Genomic DNA, 24,527 nt, shown 5'->3' with positions numbered 1-24,527 from the left:
GCCCTAGCAGCCGGGCGGACGGTGAGGATGGGACAATGGCGGGATGACCACACCCAGCCCGCTCGGCGGACGCAACCGGATGCTCTTCCCGACCATGCCCCGGGGAGAGGTCGTGGCCACCTACGAGACCTATGTGGACGCTCAGCAAGCGGTCGACGTGCTGGCCCGCGCCGACTTCCCGGTCGACAAGGTCTCGATCGTCGGCAGCGACCTCAAGAGCGTGGAGCGGGTGACCGGAAAGCTCACCTGGGGGCGCGTCGCGCTCGCCGGGGCGGCCTCCGGAGCCTGGCTCGGCATCTTCTTCGGGCTGCTGCTGATCATCTTCTCGCCGACCGTGAGCTACGCGTTCGTCATCGCGGCCGTGCTCATCGGCGCCGGCTTCGGGATGCTGTTCGGGATCGTGTCGTACGCGATCAACCGCCGCCGCCGCGACTACACGTCGGTGATGCAGGTGATCGCGACCAGCTACTCGGTGCTGGTGGACTCCGACCTGGTCAACCGGGCGCGCAACCTGCTCGGCGGCGTCGCCGATGTGCAGCCGGCCCCTGGCGCGTGGACTCCGCCCGCGCACCCCTCCGACCCGCCGCCCGCGCCTCCGGCGCAGCCGGAGCCGGCGCAGCCGGAGCCGCCGGCGGACGATCAGCGGCCCCCCGCGTAGCGCGGACCGCTCTGGCGCCACCCGCGCACAGGGCGCAAGATGAACTCGGCAGCACCCCTTCCGTCGATGAGGACAGCATGGAAGCCGAGAACCCGAATCGTGAGCTGCGCGCGCAGTTCGACACCCTCGCCGCGATGGCGGAGGACCTCGCGGGCCACTTCGCGCTCGGGCCGCTGCTGGAGCGGATCCTGCGGCACACCCTCGAGCTGCTCGACTGCGACAGCGGGTCCATCTGCACCGTGGACGAGGCCGCAGGCGCTTACCGCAAGGACGCCGACCTCGGCGTCGGCTGCCAGTCGGGCAAGACCTTCCCGCTGAACGAGGGCGTCACCGGCGAGGTGGTGCGCGCGCGGGCGACCGTGATGTTCGACGAGTACGCCCAGGTGCGCGGCGGACACATCGAGGGCGCGGACCGCGACCTCCTGCACGCCACGATCGGCGTGCCGATCCGCTGGAACGACGCGATCATCGGCGCCGTGGTGGTGTTCAGCCGGGATCCGGCCCGGCGCTTCACCGCAGCCGACGCCGCCCTGCTCGAACGCTTCGCCGCGCACGCAGCCATCGCGATCACCAACGCCCGGCTGCACGCGATCGCGGCCGAGCGCACGCGCGAGGCCGCGGTCGCCGGCGAGCGCGAGCGGGTGGTGCGCGACGTGCACGACACCGTCGGGCGCGGCCTCGCCGACATCCTGCTCCGGCTGGACGAGGCCGAGCGCCGGCTGGCGGTGGGCGAGCCGGCGGGCGACGCCCTCGCGCAGGCACGTCGCGCCGCCCGCTCGGCGCTGAGCGAGACCCAGCGCACCGTGCTCGGGCTCGGCCCGGAGCAGCTCGACGGCCGGTCGCTGGGGGAGGCGATCGCGCTGGAGCTCGCGTGGGCGGAGTCCGCGGCAGGTCTCCGCACCCGGCTGGTCGTGGTGGGCGAGCCGGGCGCGCTGGCGCCGGAGACGGTGCGGCAGCTGTTCCGGATCGTGCAGGAGTCGCTGACCAACGTGGTGGAGCACGCGTCGGCGCACCAGGTCAGGGTGGGGATCGTCTACGGCGAGCGCGAGGTCACAGCGCTGATCGAGGACGACGGCCGCGGCTTCGACGTCACCGGCCTGTCCCGCGCCCCGAACCGTCCGTTGCGCGGGCTCGGCCTGCAGGGGCTCGCGGCGCGCGCCGAGCACCTCGGCGGCAGCGTGCACGTCGAGTCGACGCCGCAGTGGGGCACCCGCGTGCGCGCGGAGCTGCCCGTGGCGCCGGAGCCGCGCGAGCCCGGCCGGGGGCGCTGGCGGCTGCTGATCGTCCATGCCAGCCACCTGATCCGCTCCGGGCTCGTGCGCTCGCTGGCGCTGGCCGAGCCCGACGTCCAGGTGGTGGCGGAGGTCGGCGACGCGCGGGCGGCGCTGGAGGCGTTCGACCTGCTGCGCCCGGACGTGGTGCTGGCCGACCTCGACCTCCCGCACGTGGACGGCGTGCAGCTGACCGCCTACCTGCGCGCCGCGGACGAGGAGGCCAGGGTGGTCCTCCTGATCGGGTCCGTGGGCGACGACCGGCTCGCCGGCGCGACAGGGGTCGGCGCCGCCGGATTCGTGGAGACCGACGCCGACCCGGCTACCATCGCCCGCACGGTCGTCGCGGCCGCCCGCGGCGACCTCCTGCTGAGCCCCGAGATCCTCAGCCGGTTCTCGGTGTCGCTCACCGGCGGCCCGGAGCCGCTCACCGCACGCGAGCGGCAGGTGCGCACGCTCGTGGAGCAGGGCATGCCGGACAAGGCGATCGCGGCCGAGCTGCACATCTCCGTCAAGACCGTCGAGAAGCACGTCGGCGCGCTGCTCCGGAAGACCGGGGCGTCGAACCGCACAGCGCTCGCCGGACTGTCGGCCGCACGGCGCTGACGGCGCGCCAGGCGGAGGCGGGGAATCCCTACCGGCCGGATGGGGGATCCTCCCGTGTCGCGCACCCGCCGCAGCGACCTAGCCTGCTGACGGACGAGGAGGCCGGCCATGCCTGTTGTGTCGCTGAAGGAGATCGTCGACAGGGCGTTCGAGGGTCGCTACGGCGTGCCCGCGATCAACATCGTGAACGATCTGACCCTGGAGGCGGTGCTCGCGGGCGCGGTGGAGGCGCGCTCGCCGCTGATCGTGCAGACCTCCGTGAAGACGGTCAAGTCGATCGGCTCGAACGTGCTCTTCACGATGTGGGAGGCCATGACCGCGGGCATCGAGGTGCCGGTCACGCTCCACCTCGACCACTGCCCCGAGCGCGAGGTGATCACGGAGTGTCTCGACCGGGGCTGGAACTCGGTGCTCTTCGACGCCTCCACGCTTACCGTCGAGGAGAACCAGCGGCAGACGGTGGAGGTCGTCGCCGAGGCGCGCAGGCACGGCGCCCACGTCGAGGGCGAGATCGAGGCGATCAAGGGCGTGGAGGACGGCATCGGCGCCGACACCGAGCCGCGCCGGCAGAGCCTGGACACCGCAGTGACCTTCATCCGCGAGACGGGCGTCGACGTGTTCGCGCCTTCGATCGGCAACGCGCACGGCGTCTACTCCGCGACCCCGGAGCTCGACTTCGAGCGCGTCACCGAGCTGGTGGAGGCGACCGGGGTGCCGATCGCCCTGCACGGCGGCAGCGGGATGACGGACGAGCAGTTCCACGACCTGATCTCGCGCGGCTGCGCCAAGGTGAACATCTCGACGGCGCTGAAGATCGAGTTCATGACATCCAGCCTCGCGTTCCTGAAGGGCGCGGAGGCCGCAGACAAGTGGGACCCGCCGTCGCTGTTCCGGGACGTCCGGGGGCACGTGGTGGAGCTGACCACCGGGCTGGCCGCGACGTTCGGCAGCGCAGGCAAGGCGTGGTGAGCGGATGCCCGCGCTGATCTTCGACTGCGACGGCGTCCTGGCCGACACCGAACGCAACGGCCACCTCCCGGCGTTCAACCGGACCTTCGCCGAGTTCGGCGTCCCCGTGCAGTGGAGCGACGACGACTACCGCGAGAAGGTGCTGATCGGCGGAGGCAAGGAGCGGATGGCCAGCATCCTCACGCCCGAGTTCGTCGCGGCCAACGGCCTCCCCGCCGACGCGGACGGGCAGCGCGAGCTGCTGGCCGAGTGGCACAAGCGCAAGACGGCGATCTACACCGAGCTCGTGGCGTCGGGCGCGCTGCCGCCGCGACCCGGCATCGCGCGCATCGCACAGGAGGCCGCCGACGCCGACTGGACCCTGGCCGTCGCCTCCACGTCGGCGGAGCCGTCGGTGCGCGCCGTGCTCGAGCACGCGGTCGGGCAGGAGCTCGCCGCGCGGTTCGCGGTGTTCGCCGGCGACATCGTCCCGCACAAGAAGCCGGCGCCCGACATCTACCTGCTGGCGCTCGACCGGCTGGGGATCGGGCCGGACGACGGCGTGGTGGTGGAGGACAGCGGCAACGGAGTACGCGCGGCGGTCGGCGCCGGCCTGCGCACGATCGTCACGGTCAGCGCGTACACGGCCGACGAGGACTTCGACGGGGCGTCGCTCGTCGTGACGTCACTGGGCGACCCGGGCGAGCCGGCCGAGGTGCTGGCCGCTCCGGCCGGGGTGGAGCCGGGCGCACTGGTGGAGCTGCGGGACATCGGGGCGGTCATGCACCGTCCCCGGCCCTGAACGGGCGCAGCGGAGCAGCACGAAGGAGTGGACATGACGCAGAGCTTCGACGATGTGGAGTTCGTGGTGCGCACGATCGCGCAGACGGCCGTCGACAACGAGAAGGCGTTCGGCGACCTCGACTCGGTCGTCGGGGACGGCGACTTCGGCTTTTCGCTCGCCCGCGGGTTCGAGATCGTCCTGGCGGATTGGGACGGCTACGACCGCAGCGACATCGGGACGTTCCTGCAGAAGGTCGCCGTCGCGATCACCAGCCGCATCGGCGGGACCTCCGGGCCGATCTGGGGCACGGCCTTCCTGCGCGCGGCGACCGTCTCCAAGGGCAAGGACACGCTGACCGGCGAGGACGCCGTCGCCATGCTGCGCGCGGCCATCGACGGGATCAAGGCCCGCGGCAACGCCGACGTGGGAGACAAGACCCTGCTCGACGCGCTCGTGCCGATGACCGACACCATCGCCGAGGGCGTGCAGGCCGGAACGGGCAGCGACGGGATCGTCGCGGCGGCCGCCGTGACCGCCCGGGAGGCCGCGGACGCGACCGTGACCATGCAGGCGATGCGCGGACGGGCCGCCTACACCGGCGAGCGCAGCATCGGCTCGCCCGACCCCGGCGCTGTCGCCGTCGCCGTCATCCTGGAACGCCTCGCGCCGGCCTGGCCGGACCGCCCGCGAGCCTGACCGGTCTCACCGCTCACCGAAGCACAACCCGAAGGAGCACCTCCCATGAAGAAGTTCGTCAACGATCCGCTGAAGTACGTGCCGGACATGCTCAAGGGCATCGCCCTCGCCAACCCGGACACGCTGCGCTACGTGCCCGAGTACAACCTGATCATGCGCGCGGACGCCCCGCGCGACGACAAGGTGTCGATTATCCAGGGCTCCGGCTCCGGCCACGAGCCGGCGCACGTCCTCACGGTCGGCAGGGGGATGCTCGACGGCGCCTGCCCTGGCGACGTCTTCGCCGCGCCGCCGATGGACTACGTCTACGAGACGACCAAGCTGCTGGCGTCGCCGAAGGGCGTGCTGCTGCTGGTCAACAACTACACCGGGGACAAGATGGCGTTCGACATGGCGCAGGAGCTGAGCCTCGCCGACGGCGTCAACGTGCGGACGCTGTTCATCGACGACGACGTGGCGGTGCAGGACTCCACCTACACGGTCGGCCGCCGCGGCGTGGCGGGCAACTTCTTCGTGATGAAGGCGGTCGGCGCGGCGTCGGAGGCCGGGGCCGACCTCGACGAGGTGGTCCGGATCGGGGAGAAGGTGAACTCGGTCACGCGCACGATGGGCCTCGCGCTCACCGCCTGCACCCCGCCGGCGAAAGGCTCCCCGCTGTTCGAGCTGGGCGACGACGAGATCGAGATCGGCGTCGGGATCCACGGCGAGCCGGGCCGCCGGCGCGCGAAGATCGAGCCGTCGGACGCGCTGGTCGATATCCTGCTCGACCCGGTCGTGGCCGACCTCCCGTTCGAGCGCGGCGACCGCGTGGCTCTCATGGTCAACGGACTCGGCGGCACCCCGATCAGCGAGCTCTACATCGCGTACGGCCACGCGCACGAGCAGCTCGCCGCGAAGGGGATCACGGTCGGGCGCAGCTACGTGGGCGAGTACTGTACGTCGCTCGACATGGCCGGCGCCTCGATCACGCTCGTCCGCCTGGACGACGAGATCGAGAGCCTGCTCGCCGCCCCCGCCGAGATCGGCCTGCGGATCTTCTGACCGCGGCCGCGTCCCGCCGTCTCAGCGCGTGCTGAGGCGGCGGACCCAGGCCTCCACATCGTCCGCGGTGCGCGGGAGCGCGATCGACAGGTTCTCGGCGCCGTCGGCCGTGACGAGGATGTTGTCCTCGATCCGCACGCCGATGCCGCGGAAGCGCTCCGGCACGGTGAGGTCGTCGGGCTGGAAGTACAGGCCGGGCTCTATGGTGAACGTCATGCCCGGCTCCAGGACACCGTCGAGGTAGAGCTCGCGGCGGGCCTGCGCGCAGTCGTGCACGTCGAGCCCCAGGTGGTGGCTGGTGCCGTGCACCATGTACCGGCGGTGCTGCTGGTTGTCGGTCTGCAGCGCCTCCTCGGCGGTGACGGGCAGCAGTCCCCACTCGGCGGTGCGGCGGGCGATGACCGCCATGGCGGCCGCGTGGATCTCGCGGAAGCGGATGCCGGGGCGCACGATCGCGAAGGCGGCGTCCGCGGCCTCGCGCACCGTCTCGTAGACGAGGCGCTGGGTCTCGGTGAACGTGCCGTCGATAGGGAAGGTGCGGGTGATGTCGGCGGTGTAGAGGCTGTCGACCTCCACGCCCGCGTCGATCAGGATCAGGTCGCCGGGCACCACGGGGCCGTCGTTGCGGGTCCAGTGCAGGATGCAGGCGTGCGGGCCGCTCGCGGCGATCGTGTCGTAGCCGACCGCGTTGCCGTCCAGGCGCGCCCGCGCGTTGAAGACGCCCTCCACGATGCGCTCGCCGCGCGGGTGGTCGACGATGCGGGCCAGGTCGGCGATGACGTCGTCGAAGCCGGCCGCGGTGGCGGCGATGGCGCTGCGCAGCTCGGAGAGCTCGTAGACGTCCTTGACCAGGCGCAGCTCGGAGAGGTCGCGCGCGAGGCGGTCGTCCTCGCCGTGGTTCTCGGGGTCGAACGCGGCGTCGCCCACCTCGGCTCCGGCCTCGGCGGCGAGCAGCAGGCGCGCGGCGTCCACCTCGTCGGTCAGCTCGGGGTCGGCCTCGCGCAGCACCAGGGTGGAGGCGTCGACCGCGTCGAGCACGGCCTCCACCTCGGCGATGCCGCGGGTCGGGAGGTCGAGGTCGCTGGCGACCTGCGCGAGCGACGGGCGCGGGCCGATCCAGAACTCGCCGATCTCCGGGTTGGCGTAGAACTCGTCGGAGTCGCGGCCGGCGCGCTCACGGAAGTAGAGGGTCGCGACGTGGCCGCCGTCGGTCGGCTCCAGCACGAGGACGCTGCCGGGCTCGGCGTCGGAGCCCCAGCCGGTCAGGTGCGTGAACGCGGAGTGCGCGCGGAACGGATAGTCGGTGTCGTTCGAGCGCTGCTTGAGCCGGCCCGCCGGGATGATCAGCCGCTGCCCGGGGAAGAGCGCAGACACGCGGGCGCGGCGGGCGGCGGCGTACGACGCCTGCTCGCGGGCGCCGGGGAGGATCTCGGGGCGGTCGGCCCAGTTGCTGCCGATGTACTCGCGGAAGTTCTCCGATCCCGGGGTGGTGGAGCGGTTCGACGTGGCGCGGGGCGCTTCCTCGCTCGTAGCGGGGGCCGGCGCGGTGGTGTTCTCGGACGACATGCCGACCATTCTTCCACTCCTAGGATGGTGGGCATGGCTGATGAGCGACGGTTCCGCGGTCCCGTCGACCTCCACACGCACTCCAGCGTGTCGGACGGCACGGAGACCCCCGCCGAGCTGGTGCGCGCCGCCGCGGCGGCGGGGCTCGGCACCGTCGCCCTCACCGACCACGACTCGACGGCCGGCTGGACGTCCGCGGCGGTGGCCGGCGCGGAGGTCGGCGTCACCGTCATCCCGGGCATGGAGCTCTCCACGCGCGTCGAGTTCGCCAGCGTGCACATGCTCGGCTACCTCTTCGACCCGGCGGACGAGGCCCTTGTGGCCGAGACGCGCCGCATCCGCGAGGGCCGAATGCGGCGGGCCGAGGACATGGTGCGCCGCATCGCCGAGGACTACGACATCACCTGGGCGGACGTGCTCGCCCAGGCGACAGAAGGCGCGACGGTCGGCCGCCCGCACATCGCCGACGCGCTCGTGGCCCGCGGACTCGCCGCCGATCGCAGCGCCGCCTTCGCGGGCATCCTGCACTGGCGCAGCGGCTACTTCCAGCCGCATTACGCGCCGGACCCGGCGACCGGCATCCGGCTGATCCGCGGAGCCGGGGGAGTGCCCGTGCTCGCGCACCCGGCGACCAGCAGCCGCGGCGTCATCCCGGAGGACCGGCTCCGCAGGCTCGTGAAGGCCGGCCTGTTCGGACTGGAGCTCGACCACCGGGAGAACCGGGCGGAGGGAGTGGCCACTTTGCGCGGTTACGCGGCCAGGTACGGCCTGCAGATCACCGGCTCCAGCGACTATCACGGTGCGGGCAAGCCCAACCGGCTGGGCGAGAACACGACCGATCCGGCCGTCGTGGACCTGATGATCGAAGAAGCGACAGGCGCGGCGCCTTTCTACGCGTGAGCGCGACCTCCGGTTACCCTGGTCGGCGGGGATCAGGAAGCGAGGTACGTGTGTCTCGGCGGCTCTGGACGTCTTCCGTCGCGGTAGCGGCGCTCATCGGCGCGCTCACAGTGGCGGGAGGAGCGGCTCCCGCGAACGCGGACAACTATCCCTCCTGGAACGACGTGCAGGCGGCCAAGGCGAACGCCGCGGCGGCGCAGGCGGAGGTCGACCGCATCAACGGCCTGCTGGCGTCGCTGCAGACGGCGGCGAACGCGGCGGGCGACCTCGCGGTGAAGCGCCTCGGCGAGTACGGCCAGGCCGAGGCCGCTCTGAAGGACGCGACCGCGAAGGCGCAGGACATCGGCCAGCAGGCCCAGGCGGCCGCGGCTCGCGCGGACCAGCTGCGCACCCAGAGCGGCAAGTTCGCCGCCCAGCTCACGCGGTCCGGCACCTCGGACGTGTCCATCCGGCTCTTCCTCGGCGGCGCGGGCTCGCCCGGCGGGAATGGTGCGGCGACCACCGGCACGCAGCCGTCGCTGCTGTACCAGCTCGGCGCGGTCTCCAAGCTCGCCGACCAGGCCTCCAGCCTCTTCGCGCAGGCCGCCGCGCAGAAGAACGTCGCCGCCGCGCTGAGCGAGCAGGCGACGGCCGCGCAGAAGATCCGCGACCAGCTCGACAAGGACGCCCAGAAGGCACTGAAGGTCGCGAACGACGCCAAGGCGGCGGCGGACGCCCAGCTCGCCGATCAGAAGCAGCACGCGAACACGCTGTACGCGCAACTCGCGTCGCTCCAGAACCACGAGGCCTCGGTCGAGCAGGCGTACGCTGCGGGCGTCGCAGCGCAGCAGGCAGCGGAGGCGGCGGCGGCCGCCGCGGCCGCGCAGCAGGCGGCGAACAGCGGCGGCAGTGCGAACGGCTTCGCGCCCCCGCCCGGGATGAACGTCGACCCGTCCGCCGCGCAGGCGTACGCGTCGAGCCGGCTGGGCGCGTTCGGCTGGGGCCAGGACCAGATGGGCTGCCTCATCTCGCTGTGGAACCACGAGTCCGGCTGGCGAGCCGACGCGTACAACACGTCGAGCGGCGCATACGGCATCCCGCAGGCGCTGCCGGCCAGCAAGATGGCCTCGGCCGGATCGGACTGGATGACCAACCAGAACACCCAGGTCAACTGGGGCCTGGACTACATCAACCGCGCCTACGGCTCGCCCTGCGCTGCGTGGAACTTCGAGATGAGCCACACGCCGAACTGGTACTGAGTTCGGGCGCACGCCGCTGAGAACAGACGACGCCCCCTGCCGGATCCGGCAGGGGGCGTCGTCACGTCACAGGGAGCGCACTCAGCTCGCGGGCGTCGCGGGCGAGCCGCCGCGCGACCGGCGGCGACGCCGGCGCGGAGCGCTGTTGCCGTCGCGGTGCTGCGAGCCGCCGCCGTCGTGCGTGCCGGCAGCGGGGGACTTCTCCTCGCCGCCCGATGCCGCGGCGTCGGAGCCGTTCGAGCCCTGGCCGGCGGCGCTCTGGCCGGCGGCGCTCTGGCCGCCCTGGCCGGAGCCTCCCGAGCGGGTGCGGCGGCGGCGGTTGCGCGAGCGGCCCTCGCCCTGCGTGCCGGGACCGGTGGAGTCGTGGCGCGCGCCGTCCTGCGTCTCCGGGGCCTTGACGGCCGGGGTCGACTTCAGCCGGCCCTTCGCGCCCTCCGGGATGTCGAGGTCGGAGTAGAGGTGCGGCGAGGACGAGTAGGTCTCGGTCGGCTCGGGCTGGCCGAACTCCAGCGCGCGGTTGATGAGGGCCCACTTGTGCAGGTCCTCCCAGTCCACGAACGTCACGGCGATACCGGTCTTGCCCGCTCGGCCGGTGCGGCCGGCGCGGTGCAGGTAGGTCTTCTCGTCGTCCGGGATGGTGTGGTTGATGACGTGCGTCACGTCGTCCACGTCGATGCCGCGCGCGGCGACGTCGGTGGCGATCAGAACGTCCTTCTTGCCGGCCTTGAAGGCGGCCATCGCGCGCTCGCGCTGCTCCTGGTTGAGGTCGCCGTGCACGGCGGCGGCGTTGAAGCCGCGGTCGCCCAGCTCCTCGACCAGCTTGGCCGCCGCGCGCTTGGTGCGCGTGAAGATCACGGTCTTGCCGCGGCCCTCGGCCTGGAGGATGCGCGCGACCACCTCGTCCTTGTCGAGCGAGTGCGCCCGGTAGATGAGGTGCTTGATGTTCGCCTGGATCTGGCCCTCGTCGGGGTCGTTGGCGCGGATGTGGATCGGGCGCGTCATGAAGCGGCGGGCCAGCGCGACGATCGGGCCGGGCATGGTCGCCGAGAACAGCATGGTGTGGCGCGTCGCCGGGGTCTGTGCGAACAGCTTCTCGATGTCGGAGAGGAAGCCGAGGTCGAGCATCTTGTCGGCCTCGTCCAGCACCATCTCCTTGACGTGGGAGAGGTTCAGGAGGCGCTGGCCCGCGAGGTCGAGCAGGCGGCCGGGGGTGCCGACGACGATCTGCGCGCCGGCCTTGAGCTGGGCGATCTGGCCCTCGTAGGCCTTGCCGCCGTAGATCGCGGTGACCGCGGTGGCGCGGTTGGAGGCGGCCTGCTCCAGGTCTTCGAAGACCTGGACGGCGAGCTCGCGGGTGGGGACCACGACGAGCGCCTGGACGCCGGGCTCCGGGTCGAGCCCGAGCCGCTGGATGATCGGGAGGCCGAAGCCGAAGGTCTTGCCGGTGCCCGTCTTCGCCTGGCCGATGATGTCCTGGCCGGCGAGGGCGAGCGGGATGGTCTGGGACTGGATGGGGAACGGCTCCACGATGCCCTTGGAGGCGAGGGCGTCCACCATGTCCTGGTCGATGTTGAGTTCAGAGAAAGTCACGTAAGGGTGCCTGTCGGTTCGAATAGTGAGTTCCACGCCCTGTTCTCGTCGCAGGCGCAGGGCCGTCGATCCTGCGCCGACGGCACCACAAGCCTACTGGACCTCCCCGTTACACTGCTGTACGTGTCAACGTGGTTCACCAGACGCCGGCCCACGGTCGAGCTGCCCCGCCTCCGCCCGCGCACGCCTCAGGCGACGGTCCGGGTCGACCTGCACGAGGTGATGCCCGACCTGCTGCCGTACCTCGGGCAGGCGGCGTACCTCCAGCTGGAGCAGTTCCAGACGCTGTCGCGGGTGGCAGCGGACACCGACGCGCTCGGCGCGAAAGAGGTGGTCTCGGGTGCCGCGGGCCTGGCGCTCTCCAAGCACCAGGGCATTGTCGCGGAGATCCGCAGGCGCGGCGACGAGCCCGCGGGGGTGATGCGGCCCTTCGCCGAGGAGATCGAGGGCTTCCGGGCGCTGCTGGTCGGCTCCGACTGGCGCGAGACGCTCCTGGCGGCGCTGATGACCGGCGGCCTCCTGGACGACTTCTTCATCCGGCTCGCGGGCGGCCTGCCCGGCGATGTCGGCCCGCGGATCCAGCAGCTGCTGGGCTCCGACTCCGGTCAGGAGGCCCTGTTGGAGGTCCTGCGCGGCGAGATCGCCGCCGACCCTCAGCTCGGCTCGCGCCTGGCGATGTGGGGGCGGCGGCTGGTCGGCGACACGCTGCTGGTGGCGCGCTCCGCCCTGCACCTGTCGGGGAACCGCGCCGCCGACGAGGAGCGCATCGAGCCGATCTTCACCGAGCTGATCGCCGCGCACACGCGGCGGATGGACGCGCTGGGGCTGACCGCGTAGGGCGTCGGCAACGGAGGAGATCCGTCGCGACACGCCGACCGCGAGCAGTCAGCGGAGGAGATCGGGGCCGCAGGGCCTCCGAAGTCCTCCGTTGTCAGCGCGCGACGGCGATGCGGGAGGCGAAGTCCTCCGTTGGCGGCTCGGGTCAGCGGGCGACGGCGCCGCGGGAGAGGGTGTGCAGCAGCTTGTCGTCGTGGGCCGTGCGGAGGCGGCCGATCACCAGATCCGCCACGACCACCACGACGGCGGTGCCGACGAGGGTGATCCACCAGATCCAGCCGCCGTTCCACTTCAGGCCCGCCCAGGTGAGGGCGACCCACAGGACGCAGGCGACGCTCACGCCCAGCGCGGGCATCAGCACAGAGCCGTGCGTGTGACGGTTGGGCAGCAGGTACCGCGCGCCGAGGCCGAGGATGGCGCCGGCGAGCGCGACGAAGAGCAGTTCCACGGTCGGAAATCTAGCCGACGAAGCCGATGCGGCGCGACTCCTCGGTGCCGACCTCGACGTAGGCGATGCCCGCGGTCGGGACGATGTAGACGCGGCCCTTGTCGTCGGTGAGCTTGAGGATGCCGGTGCCGCTGCTGATGCCGGCCTGGATCTGCTCGGTGAGCTCCTCGGCCGACTGGGCCGACTCGAAGCTGAGCTCGCGGGGGGCGTTGACGATTCCGATGCGGATCTCCACGGGATGTGCCTTTCGAATCAGACCGGGCGGTTGCGAGTTCAGACTACGGCACGCGGCTCGCGGGCTCCGATCGCGTTCTCTGTCGGCGGACGCCGATACCGTGAAGTCATGTCCACCCGAGGTTTCCGTCCGCGCGTCGACGACGCGGCCGGCGGCCTCGCCGTCGTCCTCGACGACGCCCAGCGCGCGGTGCTCGCGCTGCCCGACGGCGCGTCGGCCGCGGTGCTCGGCGCCCCGGGCACGGGCAAGACCACCGCCCTGGTGGAGGCCATCGCCGAGCGCGTGCACGAGCGCGGCTACGCCGCGTCCGAGGTCCTGGCGCTGAGCGCGTCGCGCACCGCGGCGACCGCCCTGCGGGACCGGATCTCGCTACGGCTCGGCGTGCCGACGCCCGGCCCGCTGGCCCGTACGGCGACCTCCCTCGCGTTCCAGCTCGCCGGCGAGCAGGCCAGGCGCAACGGCTGGGAGCCGCCGCGGCTGCTGACCGGCGGCGAGCAGGACCAGATCATCGCCGAGCTGCTGAGCGGCCACCTGGAGGACGGCACGGGTCCGGTCTGGCCGGTCTCCCTCGGCCCCGAGGTGCGTATCCTGCGCGGCTTCCGCACCGAGCTGCGCGAGCTCATCGGCCGCTGCGCCGAGCGTGGCGTGTCGCCCTCCCGGCTGGCCGAGCTGGGCGCGATCACCGGGCGCGACGAGTGGCGCGCGGCCGGCCGGTTCATCGCCGAGTACCAGAACGTCCTCGACAGCTTCCGCGGCGGCTACGTCGACGCCGCCGAGCTGATCGCGTCGGCCGTCCCCGTCGTGGCGGAGGGCAGCTCGCTCGACGGGCTCAAGGCCCTGTTCGTCGACGACCTCCAGGAGGCGACCGTCGCCACGATCGCGCTGCTGCGCGCCGTCGCCGCCCGCGGTATCGCCGTGATCGCGTTCGGCGACCCCGATGTCGCGTCGACCACGTTCCGCGGAGCGGAGGTCGCGGCGCTCGGGCAGCTCGGCGCGCGGCTGGGCGTGCCGGTCACGCGCGTCGTGCTCGGCACGGCGCACCGCCAGACGCCCGCGCTGCGGGAGCTGACCTCCCGGGTCACCGAACGGATCGGTGCGGCCGCCGCAGGCGTGCACCGCGTGGCCTTGGCGGGGCGCGAGCAGCCGGAGGACGCCGGCCCGGCCGTTGTCGTCGTGAAGGCGTCGTCGGCTCCGGCGGAGGCGGCGCGGCTCGCCCGGCTGCTGCGCGAGCGGCGGCTGATCGAAGGCGTGCCGTGGAACCGCATGGCGGTCGTCGTGCGCTCCGGCGCGCACATCCCGGGGCTCGCCCGCTCGCTCGCGGTCGCGGAGGTGCCGACGACGACCAGCATCGCGGGGCGGCCGCTGCGCGACGACTACGCAGCGCGGCAGCTCATCACCATCGCCGGGGTCGCGCTCGACGCGCTGGAGCTGACCCCTGTGGTCGCGACCGAGCTGCTGCTCGGGCCCTTCGGCGGCCTCGACGCGATCAGCCTGCGCCGCCTCCGGCTGGCGCTCCGCCAGGAGGAGCTGGCCGGCGACGGCAACCGCCCGGGCGACGACCTCCTGGTCGAGGCGCTCGCCACGCCCGCGAACCTCGCCACCATCGACTCCTCGCCCGCCCGCCGGGCCGCACGGCTCGCGGAGACGCTGCGCGGCGGCCGCGAGAAGGCGGCGGCGGGCGCCACGATCGAGGAGCTGCTTTGGCACGCCTGGGAGCGCAGCGGGCTCGCCGCCCGCTGGCTGGAGCAGTCGGAGCGGTCGGGCATCGTCGCCGACGAGGCCGACCGGCACCTCGACGGGGTGGTCGCCCTGTTCACCGCCGCCCGGCGCTTCGTGGAGCGCTCGCCCGAGCGCCCGGCCTCCGACTTCGTGATCGAGCTGCTCGGCGCCGAGGTGCCGGAGGACACCCTCGCGGCCCGCACCACCGGCGACGCGGTGCTGGTGTGCACGCCGAGCGCGACGGTCGGCCGCGAGTTCGACGTAGTCGCCGTGGCCGGCCTCCAGGAGAGCGTGTGGCCCAACCTGCGGCTGCGCGGCTCGCTGCTGCACCCGCAGGAGCTGGACGGCGCCCTCGCGGGTCGCCGCGCCGACGCCGACGACGGGAGCGACACCGCGGACCAGCGCGCGGAGGTCCTGAGCGACGAGCTGCGGATGTTCGCCCTCGCCGTCTCCCGCGCCCGGCGCCAGGTTCTGCTCACCGCCACCGCGAACGACGACGAGCAGCCCTCGCCGTTCCTGCGCCTCGCCGCGGAGCTCGCGGTCGAGGACGACGATCCCGGCATCCACCCGCTGTCGCTGCGCGGCATGGTCGGCCGGCTGCGGCGCCGGCTGGTGACCACCGGCTCGCCCGACGCCGCCGACGCGCTGGCGCGCCTCGCCGAGGCCGGGGTCGAGGGCGCCGACCCCGCCGACTGGTACGGCCTCGCCGAGCCCTCCACCACCGATCCGCTGATCGACCTGGACGACCCGGAGGCGCGGGTGAAGGTCTCGCCGTCGCGGCTGGGCACCTTCGAGAAGTCGCCGCTGGCCTGGTTCGTGGACGAGATGGCCGCCTCCCCGAGTGGGCTCGCGGCCGGCATCGGCACCGTGGTGCACGCCGTGATGGAGGAGGCCGCAGCGACCGACGAGACCAGCGTCGACCTGCTCTGGTCGGGCATCGAGCGGCGCTGGGCGCAGCTGCAGTTCGAGTCGCCGTGGATCGAGGAGCGCGAGCGCCGCCGCACCCGCGGGCTCGTGGCGGGCGTGTCGGAGTACCTGCGCGACTTCGGCCGCGCGGGCGGACGCCTGCTCGGGTCGGAGGGCGAATTCCAGCTCGAGCTCGGCCGCGCCAGGATCAGCGGCAAGATCGACCGGGTCGAGGAGACCCCGGACGGAACGGTCGTGATCGTGGACCTGAAGACCGGGCGCACGGTGCCGACGGCCGCGGAGACGGCGTCGCACGCGCAGCTCGGCGTGTACCAGCTCGCGCTGGAGCACGGCGCGGTGGAGGCGGCGGAGCTGCCGCCGGGCGGCGCGAAGCTGCTCTTCGTCGCCAAGGGCGTGCGCGGCAAGGCGTACCGCGAGGTCGTGCAGGAGCGCGTCGACGCGGACGCGCTCGCTCGGCTGGAGGAGCGGGTCGCGGTGGCGGCGGAGGGCATGGCCGGCGCGACGTTCGCCGGGGTGGTCGACCTCGGCGACCGGGACCCGCACGCGGCCTACGGGTACCGCATCCATCTCGTCCCGGCGGTCAGCGCATGAGGAGGGAGCAGGCATGAACGACGACAACCTCCTGGAGCTGGCCGACGACCAGCCCGGCCTGGACCTGGTCGAGCTGGCCTTCGCCGCCGAGGCCGCTGCCCCCGAACCGCAGCGCCCGGCGCGCCGGCTGAGCGCGGCCGAGATCGCCGACGCGCTCGGCCTCCCGCGGCCGACCCCGCAGCAGCAGGCCGTCATCGAGGCGCCGCTCGCGCCTGCGATCGTGGTCGCCGGTGCGGGCAGCGGCAAGACCGAGACCATGGCGAACCGGGTGGTCTGGCTGCTCGCCAACGGTCTGGTGCGGGTGCCCGAGGTCCTGGGCCTGACCTTCACCCGCAAGGCGGCGGGCGAGCTCGCCGAGCGGATCCGGCGCCGCATCGAGCAGCTGGCGGCCTCCGGGCTCACCGACGTGGTCTTCGACCCGTTCGACGCGCCCGAGGTCGCGACCTACAACGCGTTCGCCAACGCGATCTTCCGCGAGAACGCGCTGCTGATCGGCCGGGAGCCGGAGTCGGCCATCTTGAGCGAGGCGTCGGCCTGGCAGCTCGCGCGGCGCGTCGTGGTGGCTTGCGACGACGAACGGCTCGTAGAGCTGGACAAGAGCGTGGACGCCGTCACCACCGCCGTCCTCGACCTCAGCCGCGCGCTCAGCGAGAACGTTGCGGACGCCCGCGACGTGCACCGCATGGTCGAGGGCTTCGGCCGGCTGCTGGAGCTGCCCACCGGCAGCGGCCGGGTCAAGGACGCCTACGCGTCCGTGCGCACCGCCGTGGCGTCGATCGGCTCGCTGCCGCCCCTGCTCGACCTCGCGGAGCGGTTCGCCGACGAGAAGCGCCGGCGTGGTTTCGTGGAGTACTCCGACCAGGTCGCGCTCGCGCTGGCGGTCTGCGAGCGGCTGCCGGAAGTCGTCGCCGACTACCGCCGCCGCTATCGGGTCGTCCTGCTGGACGAGTACCAGGACACCTCGGTCGTGCAGACCCGCCTCCTGTCGGCGCTGTTCTTCGACCAGGCCGTGATGGCCGTGGGAGACCCGCACCAGTCGATCTACGGCTGGCGCGGCGCGAGCGCAGCGAACCTCGGCCGGTTCGCCCTCGACTTCACCGGCCGGAAGGACGGCGCGGCCGCCTTCGCGCTCAGCACGAGCTGGCGCAACCCGACCACGGTGCTCGACGCCGCGAACACGCTCGTCGCCCCGCTCTCGGCCGACTCGCCGGTGCACGTCGAGCAGCTGCAGCCCCGGCCCGGCGCGATCGCCGGCGAGCTCGACCACGCGTTCGGGCAGACCGTGGAGGACGAGGCGGCGACCATCGCCGAGTGGCTGCGCGTGCGGCTGGCCCAGCGGGACCCACAGGGGATGCCGCCCTCCGCCGCCCTGCTCTGCCGCTCGATCAAGAAGATCGACGCCTTCACCGGGGCGCTCGCGGCCAGGGGGGTGCCCTTCCACGTCCTCGGTCTCGGCGGCCTCCTGGAGCAGCCGGTGATCGCGGACCTGGTGAGCGCGCTGCGGGTGATGCACGACCCGACCGCGGGCTCCGAGCTGATCCGGCTGCTGACCGGGGCGCGCTGGCGCGTCGGCCCGCGCGACATCGCGGCGCTGCGCCGGGTGGCGAGCTGGCTCGCGGCGCGCGACCACCGCTTCCAGACGCTCGAGGCGGACGTGCGCGACCGGCTGCGCGGCTCGGTCGTGGCGGAGGAGTCGGCCTCCCTGGTCGACGCTCTCGACTTCGTCGTGGAGGCTCCGCTGGACCACGGCCAGCTCGCCGGCTTCAGCCCGATCGGGCTGGAACGGCTGCGCACCGCCGGTGGGCAGCTCGACCGGCTGCGCTCGCGCGCTGGCCTCGACCTCCTCGACCTCGTCACACTCGTGCAGCAGGAGCTGCGGCTCGACATCGAGGTCGCCGCCAACGAGACCGCCCAGCTCGGGCAGGCCTCCCTGGACGCGTTCGCGGAGCAGGTGGCCTCCTACCTGGCGAGCGACGATCGGGCTACGCTCGGGTCGTTCCTGGCCTGGCTGGCGGAGGCCGAGCAGCGCGACAACCTGGCGCCGCGCAGCGAGGACCCGGAGCCGGGCACGGTGCAGATCCTGACCATCCACGGCGCCAAGGGCCTGGAGTGGGACGTCGTCGCCGTGCCGCGCATGGTCGAGGGCGAGCTGCCAGGGCCGCCGCAGAGCAAGCGCGGCTGGCTGGCGTTCGGCCAGCTCCCGAACGAGTTCCGCGGCGACTCGGCCGAGCTGCCGGTGCTGCCGTGGCGCAACGCCGAGGACCAGAAGCAGGTGGACGAGGCGATCTCCGCCTTCGAGGCCGCCAATGTCGCCCGCCACCTGGAGGAGCAGCGCCGGCTGATCTACGTCGCCGTGACCCGCGCGCGGCGCAGCCTCCTGCTCTCGGGATCGTACTGGTCGACGCAGTCCCGGCCCCGGTCGCCTGGCGCGTACCTGCTGGAGCTGCAGCAGGCCGGGCTGCTGCCGGAGGACGCCTTCCCGCCGTGCGACGAGCCGGACGAGAACCCGCTCGCGCCCGAGTCGCGCACCGTGCTCTGGCCGCTCGATCCGCTCGGCGTGCGCCGCACCCGGGTGGAGGCCGCGGCGGCGGCGGTGCTGGCCGCGCGCGAACACGGGCCGGGCGACGGCGGCGTGTACGCGCTCGACGTCGACCTGCTGCTCGCCGAGCGCGCCAGGCGCGAGGCGGAGGACGGCCTGGTGGAGCTGCCGGCCCGCATCCCGGCCTCCCGGTTCAAGGACTTCGTGAGCGACCCCGCTGGCGTCGCCGCCCAGCTGCGCCGCCCGATGCCCGAGCGGCCGTACCGGCAGACCCGGCTGGGGACGCTCTTCCACCGCTGGGTCGAGGAGCGCTACGGCGTAGCCGGGGGAGCGACGGACGCGCTCGACGCGGCGGTCGCCGAACTGGACGACCCCGCAGGCGAGCTGCTGGGCGCGGAGGCGCTGGCCGAGCTGCAGGCGACCTTCGCCGCAAGCGAGTGGGCCGACCGGGCGCCGACGGAGGTGGAGTTGGAGATCCACGTCACGCTCGCCGGCCAGGTGGTGGTCTGCAAGCTCGACGCGGTCTACGCGGTCTCCGACGGCGGCCATGACGTCCAGATCGTGGACTGGAAGACCGGCAAGGCCCCGCGCGACTCGGCCGACCTCGAGCGCAAGCAGCTCCAGCTCGCCCTCTACCGTCTCGCCTATGCGAAGCATGCCGGCATCGACCCGGCCCGGATCGACGCCGTCTTCTACTTCGTGGCCGACGACCGCGTCGTCCGCCCCGAGCGCCTCTACTCGGAGGCCGAGCTGGTCGACCTGTGGGCCGGAGTGCGCGGCGAGTGACTCCGGAGTCTCGCCCCCGGAGCCCGGCACATCATCCGTAACTCCGGAGACCGACCCGCTACCCGTCCGATTCTCCGGACGAACCGACCGCGAGTGGGCCGAAGGGTGTCCGTAACTCCGGAGATCTGGGCCGTTCGGGGGTGGATGTCCGGTTGAACGGACCTTTTCCGGGGTGTCGCGGGTGGGGCTCCGGAGGAGCCGAGATCAGGCCTGGTCGTCGACCGGGCGCATGCCGCCCAGAACCGACGAGCGGTCGCCGGGGGTGCGGTCGAGCATGGCCTCCACGTCGCCGACCGCCATGATCGGGCCGGTGGCCGTGGAGAGCGGGGTGACCGTGTTGCTGTGCACCCGGTCGACCAGGCCGTCGAGCATCTGCACCGCGTCGTCCACGATGCTCTGGTCGCGCAGCTCGCGGCCGTGCAGCAGCCAGCGGGCGACCTCCAGTTCCGCGTAGAGCATCGCGCGCTGGGTGAACTGCCGGTCGGTGGCGACTTGGCGGGTGGAGGCGTAGGCGACGAGCGCGCCGTCGGTCGCCTCCGGGTTCATGGCGAGCAGCCAGTGCAGGTCGCGCGCCGGGTCGCCGACGCGCAGCGCCGACCAGCCGAGCACGCCGGAGACCGACTCGCCCTCGACCAGCAGGGAGTCGGCGGTCAGTGCGCCGTTGATCACCGTCGGCTGGAACTGCCACACCGAGTGGTCGGCCACAGCGTCGCGCCAGCGGTCGCGCAGCGCGGCGGGCAGCTTGCCGGTCGCCGCGGCGGACTCGATCAGGGCGGCGGTCGAGGACAGGCACTCCGCGGCGGTCAGCACCGGGAGGCCGGCCTCCCCGACGAAGCTGGTCGGCAGGGTGTGGATCGCCGCGATGGCGTGCCCGATCGAACCGGCGAGGCCGTCGCCCGGGGGCACGTCCTCGACGGCGACGTGCCCGCCGGGCAGGAAGTCGTAGACGATGGCGCGCGTGCCGCCGATCGGCGCCTGGCCCAGGTAGGTCGGCACGTCGAACGGGAGCCGGCTGCGGATGCCGGTCGTGAGCGCGCGCAGGGCGACCAGGTCGGAGCTCTGCTCGGTCTCGGCCGCCTGAGTGAGCGGCACGCGCACGATGCGGGCGTTCCCGTCGGCCGTGGTGAGCACGGCGGCGTCGAACTCGCCCGCGCCGTCTGCGGTGTGCGCGCGGGTTCCGGTGACTGTCAGGTCGGGCACGGCCGAGCTGGCCAGCGCGGCTAGAGTGAGAGGGGATCTGGCCATGGACCTAGGCTAAATGGACATCCGCGCGTGGGCAGTTCCGCCACGCCTTGCAACTCCTCCACGCTTCGAAGGGATCCCGATGTCGTCCGCATCGACGTCCGCGCTGCCGCTCGCCGCGCTCCCGCTCTCGCGCCACGCGATCGACCGCGATCACGCCGCCCGCTCCCGGCCGGCGCTGTTCGACGAGCTCTGGGAGGAACCCGGCACCCGGGTGCTCCCGCTCTGGAAGGGCAGGGCGCTGCTGACCGCCGAGAGCGTCCCGGCCGCGACCCCCGCCTCCGACGGCTGGAGCGCGCCCGACGCCGGACCCGCGGAGCTCGACCTCCTGCCGGTGGACCGGGTCACCGCAGCGGTGACGCGCGTCTACCTCGGCCGCACGCTCGTGGATGCGCCGGGCGAGCCGGCCGGTTCCGCCGTCGTGCTGGAGGTCCTCACGGACGCCGCCGCGACCGAGCTGGAGCCCGACGAGGCGCGCTGGGGCAACCTCCGCACCGTCGCCACGGCGCTCAGCGACCGCGACGCCGGGCTGTTCACCGAGGCGCTGGCGATCGCGAACTGGCACGCCAGCCACACGCACTGCCCGCGCTGCGGCACGCCGACCGTCGTCGAGCAGGCCGGCTGGGTGCGGCGCTGCTTCGAGGACGGCTCCGAGGTCTTCCCGCGCACCGACCCCGCGGTCATCGTCACGGTGCTGGACGCCGACGACCGGCTGCTGCTCGGCTCGAACGCCATGTGGGAGCACTCGCGCTACTCGCTGCTGGCGGGCTTCGTGGAGCCGGGGGAGTCGTTCGAGTCCGCTGTCGAGCGGGAGATCTTCGAGGAGGCCGGCGTCCGGGTGACCGACGCCCGGTACAAGGGCTCGCAGCCCTGGCCGTTCCCGGCCTCCGTCATGGTCGGGATGACCGCGCGGCTGGCCGACGACCAGCCGCCGGCGGCACTCGCGCCGGATGGCGAGGAGATCCTCGACCTGCGCTGGTTCAGCCGCGACGAGCTGTGGGAGGCCAGGGAGCAGATCATCCTGCCCGGCCGGTCCTCCATCGCCCGCGCGCTGATCGAGGACTGGTACGGCGGCCCGCTCGACGAGCCGCCCGCGCTGTGAGCGCGACGTGAGCACGGTGACGGCGTTTGGGCCCGACGGTCTGCTGGCCGGCCTGGACACGCAGCAGCGCGTGGCCGCCGAGGCCCTGTTCGGCCCGGTCTGCGTGCTGGCGGGCGCGGGCACCGGCAAGACGCGCGCGATCACGCACCGGATCGCGTACGGCGTCGCCTCCGGCGCGTTCACGCCGAACCGCGTGATGGCGCTGACCTTCACCAACCGCGCCGCCGCCGAACTGCGGGGGAGGCTGCGGCAGCTCGGCGCCGGCGGAGTGTCGGCCCGGACCTTCCACGCCGCGGCGCTGGCGCAGCTCAACTACTTCTGGCCGCAGGTGGTCGGCGGTCAGCTCCCCAGCGTCCTCGACGGCAAGGGCCGCGTGCTCGGGCACGCCGCCGAGAAGCTGGGGCTGCGGGTGGACACCGCGACCCTCCGCGATGTGGCCGCCGAGATCGAGTGGCGCAAGGTGTCGAGCATGGGGCTGGAGGACTACGCCGCGGCGCTGGCCTCCCGACCGCTGCCCGGCACGCTGAAGGCCGAGCAGCTGGTCGACCTCCACAAGACGTACGAAGAGCTGAAGGACGAGCGCAAGCAGATCGACTTCGAGGACGTCCTGCTGGTTTGCGCCGGGATGATCGAGACCGAGCCGTCGGTCGCCCTGCAGGTGCGCGAGCAGTACCGCTACTTCGTGGTGGACGAGTACCAGGACGTCTCGCCGCTGCAGCACGACCTCCTCCGGCTGTGGCTCGGCACGCGCCGCGACCTCTGCGTCGTCGGCGACGCGAGCCAGACGATCTACTCGTTCGCGGGGGCGCGCAGCGAGTACCTGCTGGACTTCGAGCGGGAGAACCCGGGCGCGACGGTCGTCCGGCTGGAGCAGAACTACCGGTCGGCGCCGCCGGTGATCGACACCGCCAACCGGCTGATGCGCGGCCGCTCCGGCGCCCTGACGCTGCACGCCGTCCACGAGGCCACTGCCCGCGACGAGGTGCCGGCGCCCGCGACGTTCGACGACGACCGGGCCGAGGCGCGCGCCGTCGCCGAGAGCATCGCGGCCGAGCTGGCTGCGGGCGCGCGCCCCGAGAACATCGCCGTGCTGTACCGCGTCAATGTGCAGGCGGCGGCGCTGGAGCAGGCGCTCGGCGACCTCGGGATCAGCTACCAGCTGCGCGGGTCGAAGCGCTTCTTCGACCTCCCGGAGGTGCGTCAGGCCGTCATGACGCTGCGCGCGGCGAGCGTCGCCGCCACCGACGAGCCGCTGTTCAAATCGGTCAGCGACGTGCTTCGCACCCTCGGCTGGTCGGTGCAGCCTCCGGAGGGCCGCGGCGCCGTGCGCGAGCGCTGGGAGTCGCTGAACGCGATCATGGGGCTGGTGGACGAGATGCCGGAGGGCGCGACCTTCCGGCGCTTCACCGACGAGCTGATGGCCCGCCAGGCCGGCCAGCACGAGCCGACCATGTCGGCGGTGACGCTCGCGACCCTCCACGCCGCGAAGGGCCTGGAGTGGGACTCGGTCTACGTGATCGGGCTCTCCGAGGGCCTGGTGCCGATCAGCTACGCCTCCAGCTTCGAGCAGATCGACGAGGAGCGCCGCCTGCTCTACGTGGGCGTCACGCGTGCGCGGCATCGGCTGCGGCTGAGCTGGGCGCAGCGCGGAACCCAGCCGGGGCGGCCGGTGTCACGGCAGGCGTCGCGGTTCCTGGCGGAGCTGGCGCCGGTGCGCGCGGCGCGGGAGGCCGGGCGAACGGACTGAGGCAGCCGCACTCGGGATGCGGCTCCCAGGCGAGCTCCGACCACCGCCCCGTGCCGGTGTCGTAGCGCGCCGCCGCGTCGGTGCGCCCTGGCACGCCGTCCACCAGTGCGAGGACGGCCCCGGCCGCGGCCGATGACGCCGCGCCGCAGACCAGCTCCGTCTCACCGGGAAGCGGCCGGGTGTGGAGCTGCGCGGCCAGCGCCGGCCAGGCCGGGTCCGCATCCCGCCGGTGCAGGTCGACGCAGCGCAGACACGCGCCCTCGCCCGGCCGGACGAACGGCCCGACGGTCACCCCGCCGTCGCCGAACACCACGGCCAGGTGCGGGATGTCCCTGCGCAGCCAGCGCTGATGCCGGTGCGGTGCGATCGCGAACGCGCCGACGACGACCGCCGCGGACGCGCGGTCGACCGCGGGGTCGTCGGCGGCGAGACCGCTGCGCGCGTCGACCCCGGCCTCCCCGAGGAGGGCGAGGATGCGCGCGGCCGTGGGGCCGGCGCCGTCGAGGACGACGACGGGCGCGTCCGCGGGCCTCGGTTGTGGTTGCAGCACGGGCTCCAGCCGCGCGAGGAGCGCGCCGACCGCGGCCGGTCCCGCTCCCGCGCCGCGCGCGATCATCCGCAGCGCGCCGAGCGTCGCCCCGGCCGCGAGTGCGGAGATCATCCGCTCCTCCGCGACGCCGACCGGCTCGAGGAGCAGCCGCGGTCGTTCGACGCCGAACTGGAGGGCGCGCGGCGAGCGCCACACGCGGGGGATGGTGGGATCGAGCTGGTGGACCATCCCGCCATCCTGACCCGCCGGAACCACCCGAAACGGGTTATCCACAGCTCCCGCGCGCCTCGCCCGTCATCCACACCCCCGCCGCACGCATGGGGTCCATGCGGGCAGCGGAGGAGATCGGCGCCAACACGCCGGGTGGTGGCAGCTACCGGAGGAGATCGGGGCGCTGGGCGGTGGGATGTCCTCCGTTGGCGGCGGTCGGTGGGGCGCCGGGGGTCGGTGGCGAGGGGCGGGTGCGGGCAGCGGAGGAGATCGGGGTGGGGTGGGAGCCGATCTCC

18 protein-coding genes and 1 pseudogene are annotated in these 24,527 nt (G+C 73.3%); 13 read left to right on the top strand and 6 right to left on the bottom strand.

What is annotated here, in order from left to right:
• Positions 1–43: 43 nt before the first annotated feature.
• The 6 genes from F1C12_RS05890 (at position 44) to dhaK (ending at position 6,004) form a co-directional block, all read left to right on the top strand.
• Positions 44–658 carry a general stress protein gene (locus F1C12_RS05890; protein WP_185277869.1) on the top strand — a complete coding sequence of 205 codons (615 nt, stop codon included), beginning with the start codon at positions 44–46 and terminating at the stop codon, positions 656–658.
• A gap of 77 nt (positions 659–735) precedes the next feature.
• On the top strand, positions 736–2,535 hold the full coding sequence (locus tag F1C12_RS05885) for a GAF domain-containing protein (RefSeq protein WP_185277868.1): 1,800 nt from the start codon (positions 736–738) through the stop codon (positions 2,533–2,535).
• 108 nt (positions 2,536–2,643) lie between these two features.
• Complete coding sequence (locus F1C12_RS05880) at positions 2,644–3,504, top strand: class II fructose-bisphosphate aldolase (protein ID WP_185277867.1); 861 nt, start codon at positions 2,644–2,646, stop codon at positions 3,502–3,504.
• A gap of 4 nt (positions 3,505–3,508) precedes the next feature.
• Positions 3,509–4,285, top strand: a complete 777-nt coding sequence (locus tag F1C12_RS05875; protein ID WP_185277866.1) for an HAD-IA family hydrolase — start codon at positions 3,509–3,511, stop codon at positions 4,283–4,285.
• Positions 4,286–4,318: 33 nt separating this feature from the next.
• A complete protein-coding gene (gene dhaL, locus F1C12_RS05870; protein WP_185277865.1) occupies positions 4,319–4,963 on the top strand; it encodes a dihydroxyacetone kinase subunit DhaL in 645 nt (214 codons plus the stop codon).
• Positions 4,964–5,008: 45 nt separating this feature from the next.
• Positions 5,009–6,004: a dihydroxyacetone kinase subunit DhaK gene (gene dhaK / locus F1C12_RS05865; protein ID WP_185277864.1), complete on the top strand. Its 996-nt coding sequence runs from the start codon at positions 5,009–5,011 to the stop codon at positions 6,002–6,004.
• Between the two features lie 21 nt (positions 6,005–6,025).
• Here dhaK and F1C12_RS05860 read toward each other — a convergent pair whose 3' ends face one another.
• Entirely contained in the window at positions 6,026–7,570 is a 1,545-nt protein-coding gene (locus F1C12_RS05860; RefSeq protein WP_258046139.1) for an aminopeptidase P family protein, read from the bottom strand.
• A gap of 33 nt (positions 7,571–7,603) precedes the next feature.
• Between F1C12_RS05860 and F1C12_RS05855 the strand changes: the two genes are divergently transcribed.
• Together F1C12_RS05855 and F1C12_RS05850 are read left to right on the top strand one after the other, a co-directional pair.
• Positions 7,604–8,470: a PHP domain-containing protein gene (locus F1C12_RS05855; protein ID WP_185277862.1), complete on the top strand. Its 867-nt coding sequence runs from the start codon at positions 7,604–7,606 to the stop codon at positions 8,468–8,470.
• Positions 8,471–8,520: 50 nt separating this feature from the next.
• Positions 8,521–9,708 carry a hypothetical protein gene (locus F1C12_RS05850; protein WP_185277861.1) on the top strand — a complete coding sequence of 396 codons (1,188 nt, stop codon included), beginning with the start codon at positions 8,521–8,523 and terminating at the stop codon, positions 9,706–9,708.
• Between the two features lie 81 nt (positions 9,709–9,789).
• Here the strand turns inward: F1C12_RS05850 and F1C12_RS05845 are convergent, their stop codons facing one another.
• Positions 9,790–11,298, bottom strand: a complete 1,509-nt coding sequence (locus F1C12_RS05845; RefSeq protein WP_185277860.1) for a DEAD/DEAH box helicase — start codon at positions 11,296–11,298, stop codon at positions 9,790–9,792.
• 123 nt (positions 11,299–11,421) lie between these two features.
• Here F1C12_RS05845 and F1C12_RS05840 point away from each other — a divergent pair, with 123 nt between their 5' ends.
• On the top strand, positions 11,422–12,135 hold the full coding sequence (locus tag F1C12_RS05840) for a ferritin-like fold-containing protein (RefSeq protein WP_185277859.1): 714 nt from the start codon (positions 11,422–11,424) through the stop codon (positions 12,133–12,135).
• 145 nt (positions 12,136–12,280) lie between these two features.
• On the opposite strand, the gene F1C12_RS05835 is transcribed toward F1C12_RS05840, so the two are convergent.
• Both F1C12_RS05835 and F1C12_RS05830 read right to left on the bottom strand, forming a co-directional pair.
• On the bottom strand, positions 12,281–12,583 hold the full coding sequence (locus F1C12_RS05835; RefSeq protein ID WP_185277858.1) for a hypothetical protein: 303 nt from the start codon (positions 12,581–12,583) through the stop codon (positions 12,281–12,283).
• A gap of 10 nt (positions 12,584–12,593) precedes the next feature.
• Positions 12,594–12,818: a DUF3107 domain-containing protein gene (locus F1C12_RS05830; RefSeq protein WP_185277857.1), complete on the bottom strand. Its 225-nt coding sequence runs from the start codon at positions 12,816–12,818 to the stop codon at positions 12,594–12,596.
• A gap of 108 nt (positions 12,819–12,926) precedes the next feature.
• On the opposite strand from F1C12_RS05830, the gene F1C12_RS05825 reads away from it, so the two are divergent.
• Both F1C12_RS05825 and F1C12_RS05820 read left to right on the top strand, forming a co-directional pair.
• The gene (locus tag F1C12_RS05825; RefSeq protein ID WP_185277856.1) at positions 12,927–16,055 is read left to right on the top strand and encodes an ATP-dependent helicase; all 3,129 of its coding nucleotides are present in this window, start codon (positions 12,927–12,929) and stop codon (positions 16,053–16,055) included.
• A 13-nt stretch (positions 16,056–16,068) separates the two neighbouring features.
• Positions 16,069–19,380 (top strand): ATP-dependent DNA helicase, encoded by a 3,312-nt coding sequence (locus tag F1C12_RS05820; RefSeq protein WP_185277855.1) that lies wholly within the window; start codon positions 16,069–16,071, stop codon positions 19,378–19,380.
• 204 nt (positions 19,381–19,584) lie between these two features.
• Here the strand turns inward: F1C12_RS05820 and F1C12_RS05815 are convergent, their stop codons facing one another.
• The gene (locus F1C12_RS05815; protein WP_185277854.1) at positions 19,585–20,625 is read right to left on the bottom strand and encodes a phosphotransferase; all 1,041 of its coding nucleotides are present in this window, start codon (positions 20,623–20,625) and stop codon (positions 19,585–19,587) included.
• 79 nt (positions 20,626–20,704) lie between these two features.
• Between F1C12_RS05815 and nudC the strand changes: the two genes are divergently transcribed.
• Together nudC and F1C12_RS05805 are read left to right on the top strand one after the other, a co-directional pair.
• Positions 20,705–21,724 (top strand): NAD(+) diphosphatase, encoded by a 1,020-nt coding sequence (nudC, locus tag F1C12_RS05810; RefSeq protein WP_185277853.1) that lies wholly within the window; start codon positions 20,705–20,707, stop codon positions 21,722–21,724.
• A 16-nt stretch (positions 21,725–21,740) separates the two neighbouring features.
• Positions 21,741–23,471 (top strand): ATP-dependent helicase, encoded by a 1,731-nt coding sequence (locus F1C12_RS05805; RefSeq protein ID WP_374939575.1) that lies wholly within the window; start codon positions 21,741–21,743, stop codon positions 23,469–23,471.
• Here F1C12_RS05805 and F1C12_RS05800 read toward each other — a convergent pair.
• Positions 23,428–24,087 (bottom strand): annotated as a pseudogene (locus F1C12_RS05800) (TOMM precursor leader peptide-binding protein); the annotation flags it as partial. The gene F1C12_RS05805 and the pseudogene F1C12_RS05800 overlap by 44 nt on opposite strands.
• Positions 24,088–24,527: the final 440 nt, after the last annotated feature.

The organism is Leifsonia shinshuensis (genome assembly GCF_014217625.1).
Taxonomy (GTDB): domain Bacteria; phylum Actinomycetota; class Actinomycetes; order Actinomycetales; family Microbacteriaceae; genus Leifsonia; species Leifsonia shinshuensis_A.
The sequence above is the reverse complement of the archived record's forward strand: the minus strand, read 5'-3'. Positions and strand labels throughout refer to the sequence as shown.

Bases quoted from the DNA above. Each gene is read 5' to 3' on its own strand.
- F1C12_RS05890 (WP_185277869.1), top strand. From the start codon at position 44: ATGACCACACCCAGCCCGCTCGGCGGACGCAACCGGATGCTCTTCCCG.
- F1C12_RS05885 (WP_185277868.1), top strand. From the start codon at position 736: ATGGAAGCCGAGAACCCGAATCGTGAGCTGCGCGCGCAGTTCGACACC.
- F1C12_RS05880 (WP_185277867.1), top strand. From the start codon at position 2,644: ATGCCTGTTGTGTCGCTGAAGGAGATCGTCGACAGGGCGTTCGAGGGT.
- F1C12_RS05875 (WP_185277866.1), top strand. From the start codon at position 3,509: ATGCCCGCGCTGATCTTCGACTGCGACGGCGTCCTGGCCGACACCGAA.
- dhaL (WP_185277865.1), top strand. From the start codon at position 4,319: ATGACGCAGAGCTTCGACGATGTGGAGTTCGTGGTGCGCACGATCGCG.
- dhaK (WP_185277864.1), top strand. From the start codon at position 5,009: ATGAAGAAGTTCGTCAACGATCCGCTGAAGTACGTGCCGGACATGCTC.
- F1C12_RS05860 (WP_258046139.1), bottom strand. From the start codon at position 7,570: ATGTCGTCCGAGAACACCACCGCGCCGGCCCCCGCTACGAGCGAGGAA.
- F1C12_RS05855 (WP_185277862.1), top strand. From the start codon at position 7,604: ATGGCTGATGAGCGACGGTTCCGCGGTCCCGTCGACCTCCACACGCAC.
- F1C12_RS05825 (WP_185277856.1), top strand. From the start codon at position 12,927: ATGTCCACCCGAGGTTTCCGTCCGCGCGTCGACGACGCGGCCGGCGGC.
- F1C12_RS05820 (WP_185277855.1), top strand. From the start codon at position 16,069: ATGAACGACGACAACCTCCTGGAGCTGGCCGACGACCAGCCCGGCCTG.
- F1C12_RS05815 (WP_185277854.1), bottom strand. From the start codon at position 20,625: ATGGCCAGATCCCCTCTCACTCTAGCCGCGCTGGCCAGCTCGGCCGTG.
- nudC (WP_185277853.1), top strand. From the start codon at position 20,705: ATGTCGTCCGCATCGACGTCCGCGCTGCCGCTCGCCGCGCTCCCGCTC.